The 22,229-nt window shown below is 74.2% G+C and carries 19 protein-coding genes; 7 read left to right on the top strand and 12 right to left on the bottom strand.

Translation table 11 applies throughout. The features are described from left to right. Window positions 1-33: 33 nt before the first annotated feature. The 4 genes from uvrA to ABZ801_RS14145 all read right to left on the bottom strand — a co-directional run bounded on the left by uvrA (window position 34) and on the right by ABZ801_RS14145 (window position 5,173). Window positions 34-2,871 carry an excinuclease ABC subunit UvrA gene (uvrA, locus tag ABZ801_RS14160; RefSeq protein WP_360697444.1) on the bottom strand — a complete coding sequence of 946 codons (2,838 nt, stop codon included), beginning with the start codon at window positions 2,869-2,871 and terminating at the stop codon, window positions 34-36. A gap of 269 nt (window positions 2,872-3,140) precedes the next feature. After that, window positions 3,141-3,743 carry a GNAT family N-acetyltransferase gene (locus ABZ801_RS14155; RefSeq protein WP_360697441.1) on the bottom strand — a complete coding sequence of 201 codons (603 nt, stop codon included), beginning with the start codon at window positions 3,741-3,743 and terminating at the stop codon, window positions 3,141-3,143. 43 nt (window positions 3,744-3,786) lie between these two features. Further along, complete coding sequence (locus ABZ801_RS14150) at window positions 3,787-4,374, bottom strand: helix-turn-helix domain-containing protein (RefSeq protein ID WP_360697438.1); 588 nt, start codon at window positions 4,372-4,374, stop codon at window positions 3,787-3,789. Beyond that, window positions 4,358-5,173: an MBL fold metallo-hydrolase gene (locus ABZ801_RS14145; RefSeq protein WP_360697435.1), complete on the bottom strand. Its 816-nt coding sequence runs from the start codon at window positions 5,171-5,173 to the stop codon at window positions 4,358-4,360. Before ABZ801_RS14145 ends, ABZ801_RS14150 begins: the two co-directional genes overlap by 17 nt. A gap of 159 nt (window positions 5,174-5,332) precedes the next feature. On the opposite strand from ABZ801_RS14145, the gene ABZ801_RS14140 reads away from it, so the two are divergent. Further along, on the top strand, window positions 5,333-6,088 hold the full coding sequence (locus tag ABZ801_RS14140) for a maleylpyruvate isomerase family mycothiol-dependent enzyme (RefSeq protein WP_360697432.1): 756 nt from the start codon (window positions 5,333-5,335) through the stop codon (window positions 6,086-6,088). A gap of 50 nt (window positions 6,089-6,138) precedes the next feature. On the opposite strand, the gene ABZ801_RS14135 is transcribed toward ABZ801_RS14140, so the two are convergent. The 3 genes from ABZ801_RS14135 to ABZ801_RS14125 form a co-directional block, all read right to left on the bottom strand. Continuing rightward, a complete protein-coding gene (locus ABZ801_RS14135) occupies window positions 6,139-6,843 on the bottom strand; it encodes a cyclic nucleotide-binding domain-containing protein (RefSeq protein WP_360697429.1) in 705 nt (234 codons plus the stop codon). A 119-nt stretch (window positions 6,844-6,962) separates the two neighbouring features. Further along, on the bottom strand, window positions 6,963-10,850 hold the full coding sequence (locus ABZ801_RS14130) for a tetratricopeptide repeat protein (protein WP_360697426.1): 3,888 nt from the start codon (window positions 10,848-10,850) through the stop codon (window positions 6,963-6,965). A 3-nt stretch (window positions 10,851-10,853) separates the two neighbouring features. Continuing rightward, window positions 10,854-11,387, bottom strand: a complete 534-nt coding sequence (locus ABZ801_RS14125) for a hypothetical protein (RefSeq protein ID WP_360697424.1) — start codon at window positions 11,385-11,387, stop codon at window positions 10,854-10,856. A 207-nt stretch (window positions 11,388-11,594) separates the two neighbouring features. On the opposite strand from ABZ801_RS14125, the gene ABZ801_RS14120 reads away from it, so the two are divergent. Continuing rightward, on the top strand, window positions 11,595-12,260 hold the full coding sequence (locus tag ABZ801_RS14120; RefSeq protein WP_360697421.1) for an MBL fold metallo-hydrolase: 666 nt from the start codon (window positions 11,595-11,597) through the stop codon (window positions 12,258-12,260). A 4-nt stretch (window positions 12,261-12,264) separates the two neighbouring features. On the opposite strand, the gene ABZ801_RS14115 is transcribed toward ABZ801_RS14120, so the two are convergent. Further along, entirely contained in the window at window positions 12,265-12,990 is a 726-nt protein-coding gene (locus ABZ801_RS14115; RefSeq protein ID WP_360697418.1) for an SDR family oxidoreductase, read from the bottom strand. Next, on the bottom strand, window positions 12,987-13,790 hold the full coding sequence (locus ABZ801_RS14110) for a helix-turn-helix transcriptional regulator (protein ID WP_360697415.1): 804 nt from the start codon (window positions 13,788-13,790) through the stop codon (window positions 12,987-12,989). The genes ABZ801_RS14115 and ABZ801_RS14110 overlap by 4 nt, the downstream gene beginning before the upstream one ends. Window positions 13,791-13,960: 170 nt before the next feature. Between ABZ801_RS14110 and ABZ801_RS14105 the strand changes: the two genes are divergently transcribed. Further along, entirely contained in the window at window positions 13,961-14,719 is a 759-nt protein-coding gene (locus ABZ801_RS14105; RefSeq protein ID WP_360697412.1) for a nucleotidyltransferase domain-containing protein, read from the top strand. 293 nt (window positions 14,720-15,012) lie between these two features. Here ABZ801_RS14105 and ABZ801_RS14100 read toward each other — a convergent pair whose 3' ends face one another. Next, entirely contained in the window at window positions 15,013-15,942 is a 930-nt protein-coding gene (locus ABZ801_RS14100; RefSeq protein ID WP_344944741.1) for a LysR family transcriptional regulator, read from the bottom strand. Between the two features lie 94 nt (window positions 15,943-16,036). On the opposite strand from ABZ801_RS14100, the gene ABZ801_RS14095 reads away from it, so the two are divergent. The 4 genes from ABZ801_RS14095 to ABZ801_RS14080 are packed head-to-tail and all read left to right on the top strand — an operon-like array spanning window position 16,037 to window position 19,587. Further along, complete coding sequence (locus tag ABZ801_RS14095) at window positions 16,037-17,359, top strand: citrate:proton symporter (protein WP_360697408.1); 1,323 nt, start codon at window positions 16,037-16,039, stop codon at window positions 17,357-17,359. A 29-nt stretch (window positions 17,360-17,388) separates the two neighbouring features. After that, window positions 17,389-18,705, top strand: a complete 1,317-nt coding sequence (locus ABZ801_RS14090) for an acyclic terpene utilization AtuA family protein (RefSeq protein ID WP_360697405.1) — start codon at window positions 17,389-17,391, stop codon at window positions 18,703-18,705. Further along, the gene (locus ABZ801_RS14085) at window positions 18,686-19,006 is read left to right on the top strand and encodes a hypothetical protein (protein WP_360697402.1); all 321 of its coding nucleotides are present in this window, start codon (window positions 18,686-18,688) and stop codon (window positions 19,004-19,006) included. Before ABZ801_RS14090 ends, ABZ801_RS14085 begins: the two co-directional genes overlap by 20 nt. 50 nt (window positions 19,007-19,056) lie before the next feature. After that, window positions 19,057-19,587 carry an N-acetyltransferase family protein gene (locus ABZ801_RS14080; protein ID WP_360697399.1) on the top strand — a complete coding sequence of 177 codons (531 nt, stop codon included), beginning with the start codon at window positions 19,057-19,059 and terminating at the stop codon, window positions 19,585-19,587. On the opposite strand, the gene ABZ801_RS14075 is transcribed toward ABZ801_RS14080, so the two are convergent. Continuing rightward, window positions 19,578-21,278, bottom strand: coding sequence for an acyclic terpene utilization AtuA family protein (locus tag ABZ801_RS14075; RefSeq protein WP_360697396.1), 1,701 nt, complete (start codon window positions 21,276-21,278; stop codon window positions 19,578-19,580). The two genes, ABZ801_RS14080 and ABZ801_RS14075, sit on opposite strands and share 10 nt — an antisense overlap. Next, the gene (locus ABZ801_RS14070) at window positions 21,275-22,063 is read right to left on the bottom strand and encodes a TIGR03084 family metal-binding protein (protein ID WP_360697393.1); all 789 of its coding nucleotides are present in this window, start codon (window positions 22,061-22,063) and stop codon (window positions 21,275-21,277) included. Before ABZ801_RS14070 ends, ABZ801_RS14075 begins: the two co-directional genes overlap by 4 nt. Window positions 22,064-22,229: the final 166 nt, after the last annotated feature.

Here is a 22,229-nt window from a genome sequence, read left to right as displayed (position 1 = left end):
CCCCGCGGGGCCGGACCCCGCGCGGCGTCCCGGTCAGTCGAGGAGCTTGGCCAGGAACATGCCGGTGTGGCTGGCCTCGACCTTCGCCACGTCCTCGGGCGTGCCCGCGGCGACGACGGTACCGCCGCGCGAGCCGCCCTCGGGGCCCATGTCGATGATCCAGTCGGCCGTCTTGATGACGTCCAGGTTGTGCTCGATGACGATCACCGTGTTGCCCTTGTCGACCAGGCCGTTCAGCACGCCGAGCAGCCGCCGGATGTCCTCGAAGTGCAGGCCGGTGGTGGGCTCGTCCAGCACGTAGATGGTGCGGCCGGTGGAGCGGCGCTGCAGCTCGGCGGCGAGCTTGACGCGCTGCGCCTCGCCGCCCGACAGGGTGGGGGCGGGCTGACCGAGCCGCACGTAGCCCAGGCCCACGTCGTTGAGGGTCTTCAGGTGCCGGTGGATCGCCTTGATCGGCTCGAAGAACTCGGTGGCCTCCTCGATCGGCATGTCGAGGACCTCGGCGATCGTCTTGCCCTTGTAGTGGACCTCCAGGGTCTCCCGGTTGTAGCGGGCGCCGTGGCACACCTCGCAGGGCACGTAGACGTCCGGCAGGAAGTTCATCTCGATCTTGATGGTGCCGTCGCCGGAGCAGTTCTCGCAGCGGCCGCCCTTGACGTTGAAGGAGAACCGGCCCGGCTGGTAGCCGCGCACCTTGGCCTCGGTGGTCTGCGCGAACAGCTTGCGGATGTGGTCGAACACGCCGGTGTAGGTGGCCGGGTTGGAGCGGGGCGTGCGGCCGATCGGCGACTGGTCGACGTGCACCACCTTGTCGAGCTGGTCGACGCCGGTGACCCGGCGGTGCCTGCCGGGGACGGTCTTGGCGCCGTGCAGCTGCTTGGCCAGCGAGTTGTAGAGGATGTCGTTGACCAGCGTGGACTTGCCGGACCCGGACACGCCGGTGACGGCGGTGAACACCCCCAGCGGGAACGCCACGTCCACGTTCCGCAGGTTGTTCTGCCGGGCGCCCTTGACGACGATCTCACGGCCCTTCTGCCGGGGCCGGCGCACCCGGGGGACGGGGATCTCGCGGCGGCCCGACAGGTAGGCGCCGGTCAGGGACTCCTCGCAGTTCAGCAGCTCGTCGACCGTGCCGGACACCACGATGCGGCCGCCGTGCTCGCCGGCGCGCGGGCCGATGTCGACCACCCAGTCGGCGTCCCGGATGGTGTCCTCGTCGTGCTCGACGACGATCAGCGTGTTGCCCATGTCGCGCAGCCGCAGCAGGGTCTCCAGCAGCCGGTGGTTGTCGCGCTGGTGCAGGCCGATGGACGGCTCGTCCAGCACGTACAGCACGCCCACCAGACCGGACCCGATCTGGGTGGCCAGCCGGATGCGCTGCGCCTCGCCGCCGGCCAGGGTGGCCGAGGCGCGGTCCAGGCTGAGGTAGTCCAGGCCGACGTCCAGCAGGAAGCCCAGCCGCGCGTTGATCTCCTTGAGGACGCGCTCGGCGATGTGCTTCTCGCGCTCGCTCAGCTCCAGCGACAGCAGGAACTTGGCGCACTCGCCGATCGGCATGGCCGCGACCTCGGCGATCGACTTGCCGCCCATGGTGACCGCCAGCACGTACGGCTTGAGCCGCGCGCCCCCGCACGAGGGGCACGGGATCTCCCGCATGTAGCCCTCGAAGCGCTCGCGGGTGGCGTCGCTCTCGGCCTCGGAGTGCCGCCGCTGGATGTAGGGGATGACGCCCTCGTAGGCGGTGTAGTAGGAGCGGGTGCGTCCGTAGCGGTTCTTGTAGCGGACGTGCACCTGCGTGGAGTGGCCGTTCAGGACCGCCTTGCGCGCCTTGGCCGGGAGCTTCTCCCACGGGGTGTTGAGGTCGAAGCCCATGGCGTCGCCCAGGGCCGACAGCAGCCGCAGGAAGTAGTCGCTGACATGCCCGTTCGACCACGGCTGGATGGCGCCCTCGCCCAGGGTGAGGGTCGGGTCGGGCACGACCAGCTCGGGGTCGACCTCCATGCGGGTGCCCAGGCCGGTGCAGTCCGGGCAGGCGCCGTAAGGGGAGTTGAACGAGAAGGAGCGGGGCTCCAGCTCGTCGAACGACAGGTCGTCGTAGGGGCAGTACAGGTGCTCGGAGAACATCCGGGTGCGGCCCTCGTCGTCCTCGGGCAGGTCGACGAAGTCCAGCACGATCGTGCCGCCGGCCAGGCCGAGCGCGGTCTCCACCGAGTCGGCCAGCCGCTGGCGCGCCGACTGCTTGACCGTCAGCCGGTCGACGATCACGGAGATGTCGTGCTTCTCCTGCTTCTTGAGCTTGGGCGGGTCGTCCAGGCGGACCATCTGCCCGTCCACCATCGCCCGGGAGTAGCCCTTGGACTGCAGCTCGCGGAACAGCTCGACGTACTCGCCCTTGCGGCCGCGGATGACGGGCGCGAGCACCTGGAAGCGGGACCCCTCCGGCAGCTCCAGCACCCGGTCGACGATCTGCTGGGGGGCCTGGCGGCTGATGGGGCGGCCGCACGCCGGGCAGTGGGGGTGGCCGATGCGCGCGTACAGCAGCCGCAGGTAGTCGTAGACCTCGGTGATCGTGCCGACCGTGGACCGCGGGTTCTTGCTGGTGGACTTCTGGTCGATGGACACCGCCGGGGACAGGCCCTCGATGAAGTCGACGTCGGGCTTGTCCATCTGGCCCAGGAACTGGCGCGCGTAGGCCGACAGCGACTCCACGTACCGGCGCTGCCCCTCGGCGAAGATCGTGTCGAACGCCAGACTCGACTTGCCGGACCCGGACAGCCCGGTGAACACGATCATGGCGTCCCGCGGCAGGTCCAGCGAGACGTCCTTCAGGTTGTGCTCGCGCGCTCCACGCACGATGAGTCGGTCATGCACGGCGTTCTTCCGGTTCCTTGTCTGGGCGCGACGGGGAGACACGATGGCCTCAGGGCAACCAGGGGACGCGACACGCCCCCGGGGACATAACGCGACGTCGAGCCGCCGCATTTCGTGCCGGTCCCGGCCCGTTCCGATTGTGGTCGGCGCCCGCTCCCCCACGGGCCGGGCGACACCATCGAACCGTACACGTGTTCGAAGATCTCTCGCCACCGGAACCGCACCGCGTGCCCGGCGTCACTCCCCACGCGCGGAGGCGCCACCGCCGGTCAGCGGACCCCGTCGGCGTGGGCGCGGCGCCACGCCTCGCTGCCCTTGTAGGCGTCCCGGGTCATGACCCAGACCATCTCGTGGCCGGGCTCCCCGAAAAGGGCGGGGTCGCGGTCCTGGACGCGGTCGAGACGGTAACCGAGCGTGCGCGGGACGCCCCCGCTGGCGATGTTGGCCGGGTCGCAGTGGATCTCTGTGCGCTCGATGCCCGGCAGGGTGAACGCCACGTCCGTGAGCAGCGCGGTGGCCGTGCTCGCCAGGCCGCGCCGGGTGTGCGCCGAGTGCACCCAGTAGCCGATCTCCAGGGCGCCGGGCCCGACGCGGGCGTACAGGGCGACGCTGCCCAGCACGGCCGTCTGCCCGGGGTCGAACATGCCGTAGGCGTATTCGACGCCGTCGGCCCATGTGCGCGCGGCGCTCTGAAGGTAGGCCCGCTGCTTGTCCAGGGACGGCGCCTCCCTCGCCCAGGGCATCCACTCGCGCAGCCGTTCGTAGGACTCGGAGATGGCGTCCTGCAGGAGTTCGGCGTCGTCCTGCGACCAGCGCCGCAGCAGCAGGCCGGGGACTTCCAGACGTGGGGGCGGCCACGCTGATCCGTGCATGAGGCCATCGTGACCGACGCCCCGCCGCGTCGGCCAGCGCTTTTCAGGCGCGGGGGCGCAGCCCGTCGAAGACGATGCCCAGCGTGCGGCGCCGCAGGTCGTCGTCCCACGCCCCGTGCAGGGCGCCCTGGCAGGTGGCGGTGAGGATCGCCATGACCTCGTCCAGCGCGACGTCGGAGCGCACGGCCCCGGCGCGCTGTGCGGCCTCCAGCAGTTCGCCGACCACCTGTTCCAGGGCGCGGATCTGGTCGCCCGGCTCGGCGCCCATCCCCTCGGCGGCCAGCAGGCCGAGCACGGTGCGCACCCGCGCCGCCCGTTCCACCATGAACGCGAAGTAGTCGAAGAAGGCGGCGGCCGGGCCGGCGTCCGCCGACAGCGCGGCGGCCTCGTCGACCAGCCGGGTCCGCAGCTCCTTCATGATCGCCGCGAGCAGGTCGCGCTTGGTCGGGAAGTGCCGGAACACCGTGCCGATCGCCACCCCGGCGCGGGCCGCGACCTCCTCGGTGGAGGCGCTCTCGCCCTTCTCGGCGAACACCTCCTCGGCGGCGGCCAGGATGCGCGCCCGGTTGCGCCGCGCGTCGGCGCGCAGCCTCCGCCCCGCCTCGGCGGCGTCGTCAGCCCGGTCCGCCATCGTCCAGGGCGAAGTCGAGGTAGCGGTCGTAGGAGCGCTGCACGGCCGCCTTGCCGTCGGTGTAGACGATGCGCTTCCACCAGGCGCCGTACACGCGGCCGAAGTGGTAGGGCTCCAGCAGCCGCAGCGCCCTGCGGATCGTCCGCGGCCGCTCGGGGATGAAGTTGGGGTAGGACCACATGAAGCTGACCCAGCGGCGGTCCTGGACGACCTGCAGGATGTCGCCGGAGAACAGGGCGCCCTCCCCGTCCTCGCCGTCGCGCCAGTGCATCACCTGGCCCCCGGCGAAGTGCACGCCCGCGTTGATGAGGGTGAGCCCGTCGGCGATCTCCAGGGTGTCGCCCGACCAGTAGCGCACCGCGTCGTCGGGGCGCGCGACCCACTGGCGGTCGGCCTCGTGGATGTGGACGGGGGCGTCGAAGGCGTGCGCCCACTCGATCATCGTGCCGTAGTAGTGGGGATGGCTGATCGCGATCGCCGAGATCCCGCCCAGCTCGCGCACCTGGCGGACGAGGTCGTCGTCGATGTGGGTGATCATGTCCCACAGCACGTTGCCGGACGGCGTCCGCACCAGCAGGGCGCGCTGCCCGATGGCGGTGGGCGGCTCGGCGCCCACCCCGATCACGCCCTCCCCCTCCTCGGCGATCCGGCCGCGGTGCCCGGCGGCGCGCAGCTCCTCCAGGGTCGTCCACCGCTGCCCGTCCCACCCGACGTACTGCCGTTCGTCCAGGCAGATCGGGCAGTCCTCGCGCGGCTCCCCGTACTGCACGCCGCACGTCACACAGATCGGATGCCTCATGATCGCCATTGTTCCCGAATGCCCCGAGCCCATCCGGCCGGCCCCGCCGCGGCGTCATCGGGCGGCCGCCGACAAGTGATCTGGGAGGGTTTGTCGGGGAGGGGGTGCGTCGGCGAGGATGGGGCGTTCGTCGCGTGGCGGGGGCGGGAAGGAAACGCCGTGGAGGACTGGCCGAGGATTCTTGACGAGATCGTCGCGGGCACCGAGCGCGTCACGGACACGCTGTCGCGGCTCACCGACGACGACATGCGCGCCCCGTCCGCGCTTCCGGGCTGGACGCGGGGCCACGTGGGCACCCACATCGCCCGTAACGCCGACTCGCTGTGGAACCTGCTGGAGTGGGCGCGCACCGGCGTGGAGATCCCCCAGTACCCCAGCATGGAGGCGCGCAACGCCGACCTGGCGGCGGGCGCGGGACGCGGCGCCGGTGAGATCGCCGACGACGTGCGGGAGGCGTCCGCGCGGTTCGCCGCCCAGGCGCGCCGGCTGCCGGACGAGGCGTGGCGGCACACCGTGCGCGGCATGGCGGGGTGGCGGTTCCCCGCCTGGTACGTGATGTACATGCGCTGGCGGGAGGTCGAGGCGCACCATGTCGACCTCGCGGCCGGCTACGGCCCCGCCGACTGGCCCGAGCCGTACGTGCGGTGGGCGCTGACCAGCACGCTGAACGACCTGGCCGCCTCGCCCGCCGACGGCTGGGGCGAGCTGGCCGGGTTCCGCCTGACCGCCACCGACGCCGACATGGCCGCCGACACCGCCGACCTCGGCCGGTCCGGCGAGGCGGAGATCTCCGGGCCGGGGCGCGTGCTGCTGGCCTGGCTGTGCGGCCGCGCCGGCGGCGAGGGGCTGGCCGTCCACCCCGACGGGCCGCTGCCCACCCCGCCGCCCTGGCCGCACGCTCCCAGCGGTTTCTGAGCGGGCCCGGAGGCGACCGCCGGGGCCGGGCCGGCCGTCGCCGGGCCGGGTCAGCCGTCGCCGGGGCCGAGGTCGGGGTCGCCGGACAGGCGGCGCAGGGCGTCCAGCGAGCGCACGGTGATCACGTTGCGGGCCACGCCGAGGCCGCCGCGCACCCGTTCGCCCGCCAGGATCTGGGCGACCTTGCGGCGGCCCATGCCCGCCCAGCGGCCGAGGTCCTGCTGGTGGACGGGCACGTTGATCTCGTAGCCGCCGCCCGGTCCGGGACGGCCGAAGCGCGCCGTGAGCCGCAGCAGGCGGCTGGCCAGGCGGCGTTCGGCGTCGTCGGGGAAGTGCGCGACGCGCAGCTCGTTGGCGTCGCGCAGCCGCTCGGCGAGCACCGCGGCCACCGCCCACGCGGCGCCCGGGTGGGCGTCCAGGACGGCCCGGAACCGCGCCGCGGGCACCACCAGCGCCTCCACCGAGGTGAGCGCCTCCACGTTGGCGTGCCGGACGCCGCCGTCCACCGCCTCCAGTTCGCCGACCACGTCGCCGGGGCCGAGCACGTCCAGGATGGCGATCTCGCCGGCGTGGTCCACCCACACCTTCACCGCGCCCTGGAGCAGGACGTACACCTGGGCGCCGCGGGTGTGCTCGCGCGTCAGGAAGGTGCCCGGTTTGATCATGGCCGTGGTGGCGGCCTCGCGCAGCGCCTTGCGCGCGCGTTCGGGGAGGGCGTCCCAGAACGTGGTGATGCGCGGGGTGGTGGTGGTCAACTCGCCTCCTCTCCGCTCCCGGCAGGCGGAAGCCGCACAGGTCCCCCCGATCCCAGTGAAACGTGGCGGTGCGCCGGTGAACCGCGTAGAACGACACAAGTGCCGAAACCACCCGAAGATCATTCTGCCCGAGCGGGGTCCTCGTCGTCATCGGCCCGGTCCGACCGCAGCCACTGGTCGATGGCCTGGACGCGGCGCGCGCAGTCCGCGGCGGCGGCGTGGTCGCCGAGGGCCAGGTGCGACGCGCGCCGCCGGTCCAGCGCGGCGCGCTGGCCGCGCAGGTCGCCCATGTCGCGGCGGATGGCGATCTCGGCGTCGAAGTGCTCGACGGCGCGGGCGTGCCGGTCGAGGCGCTGGCAGGCGCGTCCCATGGTGTGCAGGGAGTAGGCCTGCTCGCGGGTGTCGCCGAGCTCGGCGGCGGTGTCGAGCGCGCGCCGTCCCGTCTCCAGCGCCTCCTCGGCCTTGTCCAGGTTCAGGTAGATGGACGCCAGGTGCACCAGCGCGGTGCCCTCGCTGTGCCGGTCGCCGACCTCGCCGAGGACGCGCAGCGCCTCCATCTCCATGTCGAGGGCCTTCTCGGGACGGCCGCTGCGCAGCAGCACCATGGCGTAGGTGTCCAGGCCGACGCCCATGCCGTAGGAGTCGTCGATCTCGCGGCGGATCGCCAGCGCCTGCCGGGCGGCGTGCTCGGCCTCCTCGTGCATGCCCAGTTGCAGGTAGGTGCGGGCGAGGCTGCCGAGCGTCGTGGCCAGCCCGCCCCGGGCGCCCAGGCGGTGCCACAGGTCCAGCGCCTCCAGGCCGAGGACGAACGCCTCCTGGTGGCGTTCCAGGCGGCGCAGCACCAGCGACAGGTGCTCCAGGTCGTGCGCCTCGCCGTGCTGGTCGCCGATCTCCCGGCGGATCTCCAGGGCGCGCAGGAGCTGTTCGCGCGCCTCGGGGTAGCGGCCCAGGCGCCAGCACACGATGCCGATCTGGGCGAGGGTCTCGGCCTCACCGTGCCGGTCGCCGACCTCGCGGTGCAGCCGCAGCGCCTCCCCGCAGTAGCTGAACGCCTCGGCGAACCGGGCCGCGTCGCACATCAGCATGCCGAGGGTGGCGAGCGCGCGGGCCTCGCCGTGCCGGGCGCCCAGCGCGCGGTAGGTGCTCAGCGCCTCCTGGGCGTCCTGCAACGCCAGGTCGCGCAGGCCCAGCGCGTTGTACATGCGGGCCAGTTCGGTGAGCGCCTGCGCGGCGCCGAACCGGTCGGCCTGTTCCTGGCGGATGTACAGGGCCTCCAGGGCACGTGACACGGCGGCGTGCACGGCGCCCTTGCGCCGGTGCACCTGCGCGAGGGTGAGCAGGGCCTCGGCCACCCCGGGCATGTCGCCGATCTGGCGGCGGATGCGCAGCGCTCCGCCCGCGTGCTCCAGGGCGGCGTCGTAGGCGGCCAGGCCCAGGTGGGCGCGGGCCAGGATCTCCTGCGCGTCGGCGATGCCGCCGCCGTCCCCCAGCTCCCGGTGGATGCCCAGGGAGCGCCGCGCGTGGACGATGGCCGTCGGGTAGCGGCCCAGGGTGGTGTGCACGTCGGCCAGGGTCGCCAGCGCCGCGGCCTCGCCGAACCGGTTCGGCGGGTCCAGCGACCGGAAGCCGCGCCGGGCGTCCTCGCCGTACCCGATGGCCTGGACGGACCGTCCGACCACGGCGTGCGCGACGGCCAGGTTGTGCAGCATGACGGCGGCGGCCGTCCAGTCCTCCTCGGTGCGCGCGGCGTGCAGGCCCGCCTGCTGCACGGCGATGTTGTCGTCGGTGTAGCGGCGGAAGTGCTGGAAGTCGAACAGCGCGTCGGCCAGCTCCCAGCAGGTCCGGTGCAGGCCCAGCCGGGCGGCCTGGTTCACGGCCGCCACCAGGTTGCGTCGTTCCGCCTCGAACCACGACAGGCTCAGGGCCCGTTCGGACGCCGAGTTCTCCCCGGGCGTGTCCGCGGTCTCGTCGTCGGCGGCGTGCAGCGCGGGACGGCGGCGCCGTCCCAGCGCGTCCCCGGCCCGCCGCGCGTCGGCCAGGTAGCGGGCCAGCATGCGGCGCTGCGCGGCCAGGCGGTCGTTGTCGGCGTCCTCGATGAGGGCGCGTTCGCGGGCGAAGTCGCGCAGCAGGTCGTGCATGCGGTACCGGCCGGGTGCGACGTCGTGCACCAGGTACGCCTGCCGCAGCCCTTCCAGGCATTCGCGTGCCTCGTCCTCCGGACGGGCCAGCAGCGCGGCCAGGACGCGGGGCGTGAAGTCGGGACCGGCCGGCAGGCCGAGCCTGCGGAACGCGGCGCGCTGGTCACGGCGCAGCCCCCGGTAGGCGACCTCGAAGGTGGGGCTGAGCACGCCGTGCAGGGCGTGCGGGCCGCCGGCGCCGTGCGGGCCGGCCTCGCGCAGCCCGCCGCCGTAGCCTCCGCCGCCGTAGCTCCCGGAGGCCGCGCCGTCGGGGTCGGCGAGCTGGCGAAGCGTCTCCTCGATCGGCTCGCCGGGGTTGTCGGCCAGCCGTCCCGCCATGATGCCGAGGGCCAGCGGCAGGAGCCCGCACTCGCGGGCGAGCCGCACGGCGGCGCCGCGTTCGTCCCGCACCCGGCGGTCGCCGGGGCCGAGCACCGCGGCGAACAGGTCGACCGCCTCGTCCGGCGCCATCTCCCGCAGCTCCAGCGTGCGGATGTCGGCGCCCTCCAGCAGCACGGGCAGCCGCCGGCGCGTCGTCACCACCGCCAGGCCCGCGCCCATGGCGGCCAGCAGCGGACGGACCTGCTCGGCGTCGGCGGCGTTGTCCAGCACCAGCAGGGCGCGCCGCCCGGCCAGCAGCGAACGGCACTGCGCGGCCAGCTCGGCCTCGCCGCGCGACAGCTGGTCGCCGGGCACACCGAGACCGCGCAGCACCTGCCCCATCGCCTCGGCCGCGGTGACCGGCGCGCGGCTCGTGCCGCGCAGGTCGGTGAAGACGACGCCGTCGGGGAAACGGTCGGCGACCCGGTGCGCCCAGTGCAGCGCCAGCGTCGTCTTGCCGACGCCCGCCATGCCCTCGATGACGACGGCGCGCGGCGTCTCGGCCTGCGACACCAGCATGTCGAGCTTGCCGAGGCTGACGACGCGCCCGGTGAAGTACGGGTTGTCGGCCGGCAGGCGCGGTGCCGCTCCCCCGGACGGCTCCAGCGGCACCGGCGTGGGTGCGGCGATGACGGCGCCGGACGCCCCCGCCGCCGCAGCGGGCGCGGCAGCGGTCGCCAGGGGGACGGCGTCCCCCACGGACACGGCCCCGGCGGCGACGTCCGGCAGCAGGGCCGACCAGTCGTCGCCCCACGGCCCGGCCGCCCGGCGCAGCGCCTCGGCGTCCAGGATGATGAGGGGACGGCTGCGGCGGTCCAGGATTCCCTTGGCGCGCCACCGCCGGAACCAGCGCACCAGGGTCTCGCGGGAGATGCCCGCCCAGTTCGCCAGCTCCGCCTGGCTGAGCCGCGTCGGCACCTCGATGCCGCGGGCGGTGCGTTCACCGAAACGGTGCGCCAGTTCCAGCAGGTGGTAGGCCAGGCGTTGCGGATGCTCGGCCCCGCGCACCGCGTGCCGCCTGCCCCCGAACGTGACGCTCTGCGCGACCGCGTGCATCATCGCCTCGGTCACGCGCGGGTTGGCGGCCAGCAGCCCGGCGAACTTCCCCCGGTCGACGCGCAGCGCGGTGACGTGGTCCAGCGCCGCCACCGACCCGCGCTGCGGATGCCCCCACGGCGCCAGCGCGCCCACCAGGTCGCCCGACCCGAACAGATCGATGATGGACTCGTCGCCCTCGCTGGAGTCCACGAACTCCTTGGCGACGACGTTGCCGGACGTGCGCGCGCTGGCCTTGAACACCACGTACACGCCCGCGGCCGTCACCCCCTGGTGGCACAGCATGCCGCCGGGAGGGATGTCGGTGCGGCGTCCCATCGCCCGCAGCGCCTGCCGGTCGGTGGCCGACAGCAGCTCCCAGAAGCTTCCGGGCCGTACGTCATGGTCGATCAACGCTCACCCGCCCACGCCGGTCGCGACCACGGCCAGGGTCCAGCAGACGCACAGCACGGCGGTCGCCACCCCCCACACCACCGCCTGCCAGGCCAGCTCGCAGCAGCGGTGCGCCGCCGCCAGCAGCCGCCGCAGCTCCTCGTCGAGCACCCGCCCGTCCAGCGCCGTGCCGAGCGCGAACGGCGTCCACGGCACGCCCGGGTCGAGCGGCGCGCCCGTGCGGCCCCGGATCTCGCCGAGCGCGGCCACCACCGTCAGGCGCGACCGGACGGCCAGCCCCGCCGACATCGTGAACGTCACCGCGACCGGCGCCAGCAGCACCAGCGGGAGGACGCCCAGCCGGCCGCCCCCGTGGGCCAGCTGGGTCAGCACTCCGACCAGCACCAGGACCAGCACGGCCGCGGCGACCGCCGCGTCCTGCCCGCACGTCCGCAGCAGGCCCTCGGCCGCCCCGAGGAGATGGTCCGCCCGGACCGCCTCGTTCGCCGGGCCGCCCGGCCGCGGCGCCGTGCCGCGCTCGAAGGGGGACCTCGTCACCACCGCGTCACCGTCCTCCCGGGTCGCTGTCTCCGACCACCTAGGACGATGGTGGTACGGAACAGACGAAAACTCCGTCCGGTACGGCACTGTCCGGTTGAGTCTGGCGACTCAAACCGCCCGCGCGCACGACCGGACCGGCGATGCGGGAAGATGGTCGTCCGGCCGGGCCCCGCCCCCCGGCCGCGGACCGACGGGAGGACGGCGATGAGCTACACCGGAAACGTCGAGGTCGGCGGCAGGCCGGACGTGCGGGAGCTGCCCGGCCTGACGATCACCAAGGTGGCGGTCGGCCCGTACGACAACAACGCCTACCTGCTGCGCTGTACCGCCACCGGCGACCAGCTGCTGATCGACGCGGCCAACGAGGCGCCCCGGCTGCTGGAGCTGATCGGCGACGGGCCGCTCGGCCGGATCGTCACCACGCACCGGCACCAGGACCACTGGATGGCGCTCAGCGAGGTGGTCAAGGCGACCGGCGCTCCCGTGGCGGCCCATCCGCTGGACGCCGAGGCGCTGCCCGAACCGGTCGCCGAGCCGGTCGAGCACGGCGACGCCGTCCGCGTGGGCGAGGCGACGCTGGAGGTCGTCCACCTGCGCGGCCACACGCCCGGCTCGATCGCGCTGCTGTACGACGCGGGCGGCGAGCTGGCCGACGGCCCGCACCTGTTCACCGGCGACAGCCTGTTCCCCGGCGGGGTGGGCAACACCTGGGGCGACCCGGTGCGCTTCCGGCGGCTGCTGTCGGACGTGGAGGAGCGCGTCTTCGACCGGCTGCCCGACGCGACCTGGTTCTACCCCGGTCACGGCAAGGACTCCACGCTCGGCCGTGAACGCCCGTCCCTGCCCGAATGGCGCGAACGCGGCTGGTAGGGGGTCACACCAGCAGCCCGCCGGTGGCGCGGATGTTCTGACCGGTGATCCACCGCGCGTCCGGCCCGGCCAGGAACGCCACGACGTCGGCGATGTCGGACGGCTGCCCGAGGCGCCGCAGGGCCGTGAACGCCACGGTGCCCTCCAGCGCCTCCGGCGGGTTGGAGGAGCGCAGCAGGTCGGTGTCGGTCGCGCCCGGCGAGACGGTGTTGACGGTGACGCCGCGCTCCCCGAACTCCCGCGCGGCGACGGCGGTGAACTGCTCCAGCGCCGCCTTGCTCGCCCCGTACAGGGCGTGGCCGGGCGCGGGCACGACGGTGTTGAGCGTGGAGACGTTGATGACGCGGCCCCCGTCGCGCAGCAGCGCCGCGGCCCGGCGCATCGCCAGCAGCGGCACCTTGGCGTTGACCGTCATCACCCGGTCGAAGTCCTCGGCGGTGACGTCGGCGATCGGCACGCGCGGGTTGACGGCGGCGTTGTTGACCAGAATGTCCAGGCCGTCGCCGACCGGTGCGAACAGCGCGTCCAGGCTGCCCGGATCCGCGTGGTCGGCGCGGACCGCGACGACGTTGTCCGCACCGCATTCCTCGACGACCTCGTCGGCCGCCCGCCGGTCCTCGCGGTAGCTGAACACGACCCGGGCGCCGTCACGCGCCAGCCGCCGCACGATGGCGCGCCCGATCCCCCGCGAGCCGCCGGTCACGACGGCGGTCTTTCCGTTGAGCGTCATGGCGCGGGACGGTAGTCGCGCCGCCGTGCGATGTCTTGAACGAATGCGAACAGCGCGACGGGCGTCATGCCGCTCATCGCCCGCACCTCGCGGGTCAGGTGCGGCTGGTCGGCGTACCCGCAGGCGACGGCCGCGCCGAGGGTGGCGGCCGGCGCGCTGAGCGCCCACACGGCCCGCTGGAACCGGGCGACCCTGGCGACCGTCTTCGGCGTCAGCCCGACGTGCCTCCGGAACCCGACCTCCAGGCGCCGGCGGCTGACCCCCAGCTCGGCCGCCAGCCCCCCGACCAGCAGCCGCTCGCTCTGCAGCCGCCGCCAGGCGTGCGTCACCAGGTCGTCCGTCCTGCGCGGCGGCCGCAGCCACGCCGTGAACGACTCGTCCAGCACGGCGAACCGCGCCCGCCAGTGCGGCGCCTCGCCCAGCCGTTCGGCCAGCAGCTCCGCGCGGTCGCCGAGCAGGTCCGCCAGGTCGACGGTGGCGCCTCCCAGTTCCCCCATGGGAACGCCGAGCAGCGCGGCCACGCCGACGGGCGTCAGCCCCACCGTGACGCCGTGCCGCCACGGGGCGGGGTCGTCCAGGACCGGCGTCCCGCGCGGGCCGGTGACGAGCCGCACCGGCCGGGCGACGTCGACGATCAGCGTGGTGAAGTTCAACGGCAGGATCGTGCGCCGCACCGGCCCGTCCCCTGTGGTACGGAACCCCGAATAGCCGACGACGTAGGGCCGCAGCCGCGGATGCGGCCGCCCCGTGACCGCCTCGCACCGCCCCGGCCCGGCGTCCGCCATGGAATGGATCTGCACGGCTCGATTCTGTCCCGGGCGTGAAGGCGACACCGTGACCGGCCGGGCATGCTAACGTCCGGCCTCATGGAGTGACGTATCGGCCATCTGGTTCAGCACGCGTCGTCTGAGCACGGCTCCGGCGCGTGACGGTTCGTGTTGTCACTTCTTCCGGATCGGATTCTTCATTCATGCGTGAAACGAACGATGACCAGGCGTTCCTGGACGGGCTGGCCGACCTGCTCGCCGCGTTGCCGGCGGTGCGGGCCGTCACTCTGGGAGGGTCGCGGGCCCAGGGCACGCACCGTCCCGACAGCGACTGGGACCTGGCCGTGTACTACCGGGGCGGCTTCGACCCCGACGACCTGCGCGCCCTCGGGCTGCCCGGGGAGGTCTCCGAGGTCGGCGAATGGGGCGGCGGCGTGTTCAACGGCGGCGCGTGGCTGACCGTCGACGGGCGCCGTGTCGACGTCCACTACCGCGACCTCGACGTCGTGGAACACCAGCTCGCCGAGGCGCGGGAAGGGCGCTTCCACATCGAGCCGTTGATGTTCCATCTCGCCGGGATCCCGAGTTACCTGGTCGTCGGCGAACTGGCCCTCAACCGGGTGCTGCGCGGGGAGCTGCCGCGGCCGGAGTACCCGGCGGCGCTGCGTGCGGCGGCGCCGAGGCGGTGGCGCGCCAACGCGCAGCTGACGCTGGCGTACGCCAAGGCCAATCACGCGCCGCACGGCAGGTTGACCGAGGTCTCCGGCGCCCTCGCCACCGCCGCGATGCAGTCCGCCCACGCCGTCCTCGCGGCACGCGGCGAGTGGGTGACGAACGAGAAGACCCTGCTCGGCCGCGCCGGTCTGCGCGACGTCGACCGGATCGTCGCCGGCCTCGCCCCCGACCCCGCGTCCCTGACGAGGGCGATCGAGGAGGCCGAGACGCTATTCGCCGCCCGCTAGCACGGTGACGTCGGTGTGGGAGCCCCGGGCTCCCACACCGACGGCGACCCGGCCCGCGGGGGCGTCGGAGGCTATCTGCGGGTGGTCGTCGCTGGAAATCGTGAGGCGCAGGCGGTGGCCGGCGCCGAGGCGGTGATGGGCGGCCGCGAGGAGGGCGGCTCCGATCGTCGTGGTGGCTGTCCGGGAACGTACGCGCATGCTGTCCGCCTTCCGGGGTCCTGGGACGCACGGACAGTAGGTGCGGCCGGTGAGGGCGGTCCAACATCAATGACGTATGGATCGATGCGTCCCTGTCATAGGGCGAGGTCGGTCCATTCGGAGAGCGGCGCGCCGTCCTCCGCGGCGGTCTCCAGCAGGTCCAGGAAGCGCCGGACGGCGGGGGCCTGCGGACGGCGCGGGTCGAACAGGACGCCGATGGGGCGGGTCAGCGCCGGGCCGGTCAGGCGGCGCCGGTCCAGGCGGGCGAACTCGATGAGCGGCAGCACCAGGCCGGGGACGGCGGACACGCCGAGCCCGGCGGCGGCAAGCCCGGCGACGGCGGCGATGTTGCGGGCCTCGGTGACGGGGCCGAGGCGGACGCCGGCGTCCCGCAGGGCCCGGTCGGCGAACGCGCGCACGCTGCTGACCCTGTCGAACGCGATGAACGCCTCGCCTCCCAGCTCGTGCCAGGCCAGCGGCTCGTCCGTGCCGCCGAAGCGGTGCCCGCGCGGGAACACGCAGTAGAAGCGGTCGGCGGCGATCTGGTGGAAGGCCAGGGCGTCCGGCGGTTCGGTCAGGACGGTCACGGCGAGGTCGGCGCGTCCCGTCCGGACCCGGTCGAGGACCTGGCCGAGCAGGCCGTCCTCGATCTGGATCCGCACGTCGGGGTGGTCGCGGCGGAACCGGGACACGATCGGCGGCAGCAGCGTGGCGGCCAGCGACGGCAGGGTGGCGACGCGGACCAGGCCGCGGGTGCCGGCCAGGAAGCCGGTGAAGTGGTTGACGCCGCGGTCGAACTCGCCGACGACGCGCTCGGCGACGTCGGCGAACTCGCGTCCGGCGGGCGTCAGCAGGACCCGGCGGGTGGTGCGTTCGAACAGCGTGATGCCGACCCGGCGCTCCACCTCGGCCACGGTGCGGCTGAGCGACGACTGGGCGAGCCGCATCCGCTCCCCCGCCGCGGTGAAGCTGCCCTCGCGGGCGACGGCCAGCACCACCCGCAGTTGCTGGATGGTGAGATCCATGTCCTCCTCGCATCAATCTATGTGGGATTGATGTTGGACGAACAAGAGTGTCGCGCCTCACACTCTCTGGCAACCCCGGAGAGGAGGTGGGCTCATGGTGGCCGCGCTGGGCTTCGTCACCATCGGGCTGTTTCTGGCCCTGACCCTCACCAGAAAGGTGTCGGTGCTGCTCGCGCTGGTGCTGGTGCCGGTGGCCGCCGCGCTGGTGGGCGGGTTCGGCGCCGAGCTGGGCGACATGGCGGCCAAGGGCGTCGTCAAGGTGGCCCCGGTCGCCGTCATGATCACCTTCGCGGTGCTCTACTTCAGCCTGATGATCGACACCGGGCTGTTCGACCCGGTGATCCGGCGGGTGCTGGCCTGGGCCAAGGGCGACCCGATGCGGATCACGGTGGGCACCGCGGTGCTGACGCTGCTGGTGGCGCTGGACGGCGACGGCGCGTCCACGTTCCTGATCACCGTGTCGGCGCTGCTGCCGATCTACCGGCGGCTGGGCATGCGGCCGCTGGTGCTGACCGGCGTGGTGTGCCTGGGCGCCGGGGTGATGAACCTGGTGCCGTGGGGCGGCCCGACCGCCCGCGCCATGGCCGCGCTGAAGCTGGACGCCTCAGACGTGTTCGTCCCGCTGCTGCCCGCGATGGCGGCCGGGATCGCCTGGGTGCTGGCCGCCGCGTACTTCATCGGACGCCGCGAACGGGCCCGGCTGCTGGCCGAGGGCGCGCGGCTGCCGGATCCGCGGACCGGGGTGCCGGCCTCCGGTCCCGGCACCCCGAAGGCCGACGAGCTGAGCGCCCCGTCCGCGCCGCGTGACGCGCGGTTCTGGTTCAACCTCGCGCTGACGGTCGTGCTGGTGGTGGCGCTGGTGGCGCAGGCGATGCCACTGGAGGTGCTGTTCGCGCTGGCGTTCGCGGTCGCGCTGGTGGTCAACCGGCCGACCTGGAAGCAGCAGCAGGAGCTGCTGGAGCGGCACGGCGCCAACGTCGTCCTGGTCACCACCATGATCTTCGCGGCGGGCGTGTTCACCGGCGTCCTCGGCGGCACCGGCATGATCACCGAGATGTCGAAGGCGATCGTGTCGGTGGTGCCGGACGGCACCGGCGGGATCCTGCCGGTCGTCACGGCGGTGACGAGCATGCCGCTCAGCCTGGTGTTCACCCCGGACGCCTACTACTACGGCGTGATGCCGGTGGTCGCCGAGACGTCCGCCGGGCTCGGCGGCGACCCGGCCGCCATCGCCCGGGCGGCGATCCTCGGGCAGATGACGACCGGGTTCCCGCTCAGCCCGCTCACCGCGTCCACGTTCATCCTCATGGGGATGGCCAAGGTCGAGCTCGGCGCGCACCAGCGGTTCATCTTCGCGTGGGCGTTCGGCACCACGCTGGTGATGACCGCCGTCGCCCTGCTCACCGGCGCCATCTGACCGGCCTACCTCGGGGGTTGTCCTTCCACATGCGAGCGAACACCACCATGCGGATCGGCTGCGGCGCGGGATTCTCCGGCGACCGGATCCCGCCCGCCGTCGACCTGGTCGAGCGCGGCGACCTGGACGTGCTGGTGCTGGAGTGCCTGGCCGAGCGCACCATCGCGCTCGGCCAGCGCCGGCGCCTGCGCGACCCCGCGCACGGGTACGACCCGCGTCTGCGCGCGCGCCTGTCGGCGCTGCTGCCCGCCGCGGTCCGGCGCGGCGTGCCCGTCGTCAGCAACATGGGCGCGGCCAATCCGCGCGCCGCCGGGGAGGCCGCCCGCGCCGTGGCCGCCGAGCTGGGCCTGGACGGCGTCCGGGTCGCCGTGGTCACCGGCGACGACGTGCTCGACCGGATCGACCTGGACGCCCCGGCGCTGGAGGACGGCCGTCCGCTCGCCGAGCACGGGCCGGTGATCTCCGCCAACGCCTATCTGGGCGCCGACGCCCTGCTGCCCGCCGTCGCGTCCGGCGCCGACGTGGTGCTGACCGGCCGGGTCGCCGACCCGTCGCTGTTCCTGGCGCCGCTGGCGCACGGCCTCGGCTGGGACCCGGCCGACTGGCCGCGCGTGGCCGCCGGGACGCTCGTGGGGCACCTGCTGGAATGCGCGGGCCAGATCACCGGCGGCTACTTCGCCGACCCGGGACGCAAGGACGTGCCCGGCGTGGCCGACCTCGGGTTCCCGTTCGCCGACGTGCGCCCCGACGGAACGGCCACGGTGAGCAAGCTGCCGGGCACCGGAGGGCTGGTCACCCGCGCCACCGTCCGCGAGCAGCTGCTGTACGAGATCACCGACCCGGCCGCCTACCTCACCCCCGACGTGGTGCTCGACCTGCGCGGCGTCACGGTGGACGAGGTGGGACGCGACGCCGTGCGGGTGCGGGGCGCGGCGGGACGGCCGCGTCCGGACACGCTCAAGGTCAGCGTCGGCTACCACGCCGGGCACCGCGCCGAGGCCGGGATCTCCTACGACGGCCCGGGCTCGCGGCGCCGCGCCGAGCTGGCCGGGGAGATCGTCGCGTCCCGGCTCGCCTCCGCCGGCGTCCGGCTGCGCGTGGGCGTGATCGGGGCGGACGGCGAGGAGTGCCGCCTGCGCGTCGCCGCCCTGGCGTCCACGCCCGAACGCGCCGACGACGTCTGCCACGAAATGGAGGCGCTCTACACCAACGGACCGGCGGGCGGCGGCGGCGTGCGCACCGCGGTCACCGACGTCGTCGGCATCGTGTCGACGCTGCTGCCCCGCGAGGCCGTCACGCCCGCCACCGAGATCCTGGAGGACGCCCGTGCGCGCGAGACTGCATGACGTCGCCCACGCCCGCACCGGCGACAAGGGCGACACCTCGACCGTGTCGATCTTCCCGTACCGGGACGAGCACTACCCCGACCTGGTGCGCGAGCTGACGCCTGAGGTGGTGCGCCGCCATCTGGGCGGGCACGTGCGCGGCGAGGTGGTGCGCTACGAGCTGCCGAGCCTGTGCGCGCTGCACTTCGTGTGCCGCCAGTCGCTGGACGGCGGCGTCACCACCTCGCTGGCCCTGGACACCCACGGCAAGGGCCTCAGCTCCCGCCTGCTCTCTTTGGAGATCGAGATCCGCGGGGACTGATCACCGAGACGGATCGCCGCGGCGGGCCGGCGGCCGGGCAGAATGGCGGGATGGCCGCACAGGTGATCGTCCGCCCCGCCGTGGCCGCGGACCTCCCGGCGGTGGCCGGGATCTTCGAGCACTACGTCCGCCGCACGGTGACCACGTTCGAGGAGACCGCGCCGGACGTCGCGGCGTGGCGGCGGCGGCTCGACGAGCTCACCGGGCGGGGCCTGCCGTTCCTGGTCGCCGAAACGCCCGAGGACGGGCGGGTCGCCGGGTACGCGTACGCGGCGCCGTGGCGGCCCAAGCCCGCCTACCGGCACACCGTCGAGGACTCGATCTACGTGGCGCCCGGCCGGACCGGGCGCGGGCTGGGCCGGGCGCTGCTGGGCGCGCTGCTGGAACGGTCCGGCGAGGCGGGCGCGCGGCAGATGATCGCCGTGATCGCCGACACCGGCGACGACGCCTCGGCCGCGCTGCACGCCCGGTTCGGGTTCGTCCCGGCGGGGCGGCTCAGCCGCGTGGGGTTCAAGCACGGCCGCTGGGTCGACACCGTGCTCATGCAGCGGGAACTGGACGGCCCACCGCGTCAGGCGTGACCGGCGAGCAGGGCCTCGGGGACGTCGGCGTGGCGGGCGCGCAACCACTCGCCCAGGGCCTTGGCCTGCGGGTCGAAGCGGGCCTGTGCCGCGACGCCTTCCCCCAGCAGGCCCTCCACCACGAAGTTGAGGGCGCGCAGGTTGGGCAGCACGTGGCGGCGGACGGGCAGGCCGGCGGTCTCGGGCAGCAGGCGGCGCAGCTCCTCGACGGTCAGGGCGTGGGCGAGCCAGCGCCAGGCGTCGTCCGTGCGCGCCCACACGCCCAGGTTGGCGTCACCGCCCTTGTCGCCGCTGCGGGCGCCGATCACCGTGCCGAGCGGGACCCGCCGGGTCGGCTGCCCGGCGGGCAGCGGTTCGGGGAGCGGCGCGTCGTCCACGTCGGACGGCTCGCGGGTCGCCGGGGCCGGGGGGATGCCGACGCGTGAACCGTCCGGCAGCACCGCGACGTGCGGTACCTCGGCGGCGTCGACGAAGGCCGCCGAGTAGACGCCGTAGGGGGAGGCGTCCGAGGGCGGCGCGGTGACGTGGAACCCCGGGTAGCTGGCCAGCGCCAGCTCGATCGCGGCGCCGCTGAACGCCCGTCCGACCACGGCGGCGTCGGCGTCCTTGACCTCGCAGTGCAGCAGGGCGCTGGCCTCCTGCTCGGTGCCGGCGTCCGGGCGGTCGGTGCGGGCGAGCGTCCAGCGGATGTGCGCGGGCGGGCGGTCTTCGAGGGCGCGTTCGAGCTGGTCGCGCACGAGGGCGGCCTTGGCCTCGATGTCCAGCCCGGTCAGCACGAACGTGGTGGCGTTGCGGAAGCCGCCGAGGCGGTTGAGGCACACCTTGAGGCGAGGCGGCGGGGGTTCGCCGCGCGCCCCGCTGATCCGGACGCGGTCGGGTCCGTCGCCGGTGAGGGTCAGGGTGTCGAAGCGGGCGGTGACGTCGGGGCCGAGGTAGCGGGCGCCGCCGATCTCGTACAGCAGCTGCGCGGTGACCGTGCCGACGGTGACGGCGCCGCCCGTCCCCTCGTGCTTGGTGATCACGCTGGTGCCGTCGGCGTGCACCTCGGCGATCGGGAAGCCGGGCGCGGCGACGTCGTGCTCGGTGAAGAACGCGTAGTTGCCGCCGGTCGCCTGGGCGCCGCACTCGATGACGTGCCCGGCCGCGACCGCCCCGGCCAGCGCGTCGAAGTCGTCGCGGGCCCAGCCGAACCGCGCGGCGGCCGGGCCGACGACCAGCGAGGCGTCGGTGACGCGGCCGGTCACGACGACGTCGGCGCCGGCGCGCAGGCATTCGGCGATGCCCCACGCGCCCAGGTAGGCGTTGGCGGTCAGCGGTCGCCCGAGGCCGAGCTCGGCGGCGCGCGGCAGCAGGTCGTCGCCCTCGACGTGGGCGACGGCGACGTCCAGGCCGAGCCGGCAGGCCAGTTCCCGCACGCGGTCGGCCAGCCCGGCGGGGTTCAGCCCGCCCGCGTTCGTGACGATCTTGACGCCCCGGTCGGCGGCCTCGCCGAGGGTGTCCTCCATCTGCCGCAGGAACGTGCGGGCGTAGCCGCGGGCGGGGTCCTTCAGCCGGTCGCGGCCGAGGATCAGCATGGTCAGCTCGGCGAGGTAGTCGCCGGTCAGCACGTCCAGGGGCCCGCCGGTGAGCATCTCGCGGACGGCGGCGAACCGGTCGCCGTAGAAGCCGGACGCGTTGCCGATCCGGATCACGCCCGCTCCTCCGGCTCGCGGCCGGCGCCGGGCGGGCCGGCGAACGCCTGCGCGATCTCCAGCCAGCGGGCGGCGTCGGCGCCGACGGCGGTCAGGCCGGTGTCGGCGGGGTGCCGCCGTTGCGTGACGACGAGGCAGAAGTCCAGCGCGTCGCCCGTGACGCGCTGCGGGGCGTCTTCGGGTCCCCAGGTCCAGACGTCACCGTCCGGGCCGGTCAGCTCGACCCGGAACGGTTCGCCGGGGGGCTGCAGCCCGTGCACGCCGAACGCGAAGTCGCGGGTGCGCACGCCGATGTGGGCGACGTGCCGGATCCGCGCGGTGGGCGCGCGGCCGACGCCGAGCGCGTCGTACACGTCCTGCGCGTGCGCCCAGGTCTCCATCAGCCGGGCGGTCGCCATGGACGCCGCGGTCATCGGCGGCCCGTACCAGGGCAGCCGCCGCCCCTCGGGGACGGCGGCGAGCGCGGCGGCGAGGTCGGCCCGGCCGCGCCGCCACGCGGCGAGCAGCTCGGCGCGCGGGGTGCGGGCGCCGTCGCGCGCCGCGTCGTCGATGTACCCGGGACCGCCCTCGGCGGCGCGCCGCAGCTCGGCGGGGAAGTCGTCCGGGGTGCGCGCCGCGATGAGCGCCCTGGCGTCCGTCCAGGCCAGGTGGGCGATCTGGTGCGCGATCGTCCAGCCCTCCGCCGGGGTGGGGGTCGACCAGTCCACGTCCGCGCGCGCGACCAGCTCGTCCAGCTCCCGGCTCTCGGCGTCCAGGTCGGCCAGGATGGGTCCGGCATCGGCCACTGCCGCTCGCCTCCTCCCTGAGTTCTGGAAGGAGGGTGTCACCGGTGATCCAAAGAATCAAGCACGCATGATTGTTTCGTTGGTCGCCGGCCCGGCGGCCTCGCGCCCTCGTCGACCTCCAGACGCGCGTCCGGCCCGTGCCGGAGGCGGGACGGGCCGGACGCAT

This window comes from Actinomadura sp. NPDC047616 (assembly GCF_040642915.1).
GTDB lineage: Bacteria > Actinomycetota > Actinomycetes > Streptosporangiales > Streptosporangiaceae > Spirillospora > Spirillospora miaoliensis.
This window is presented reverse-complemented; position numbering and strand designations above follow the sequence as displayed.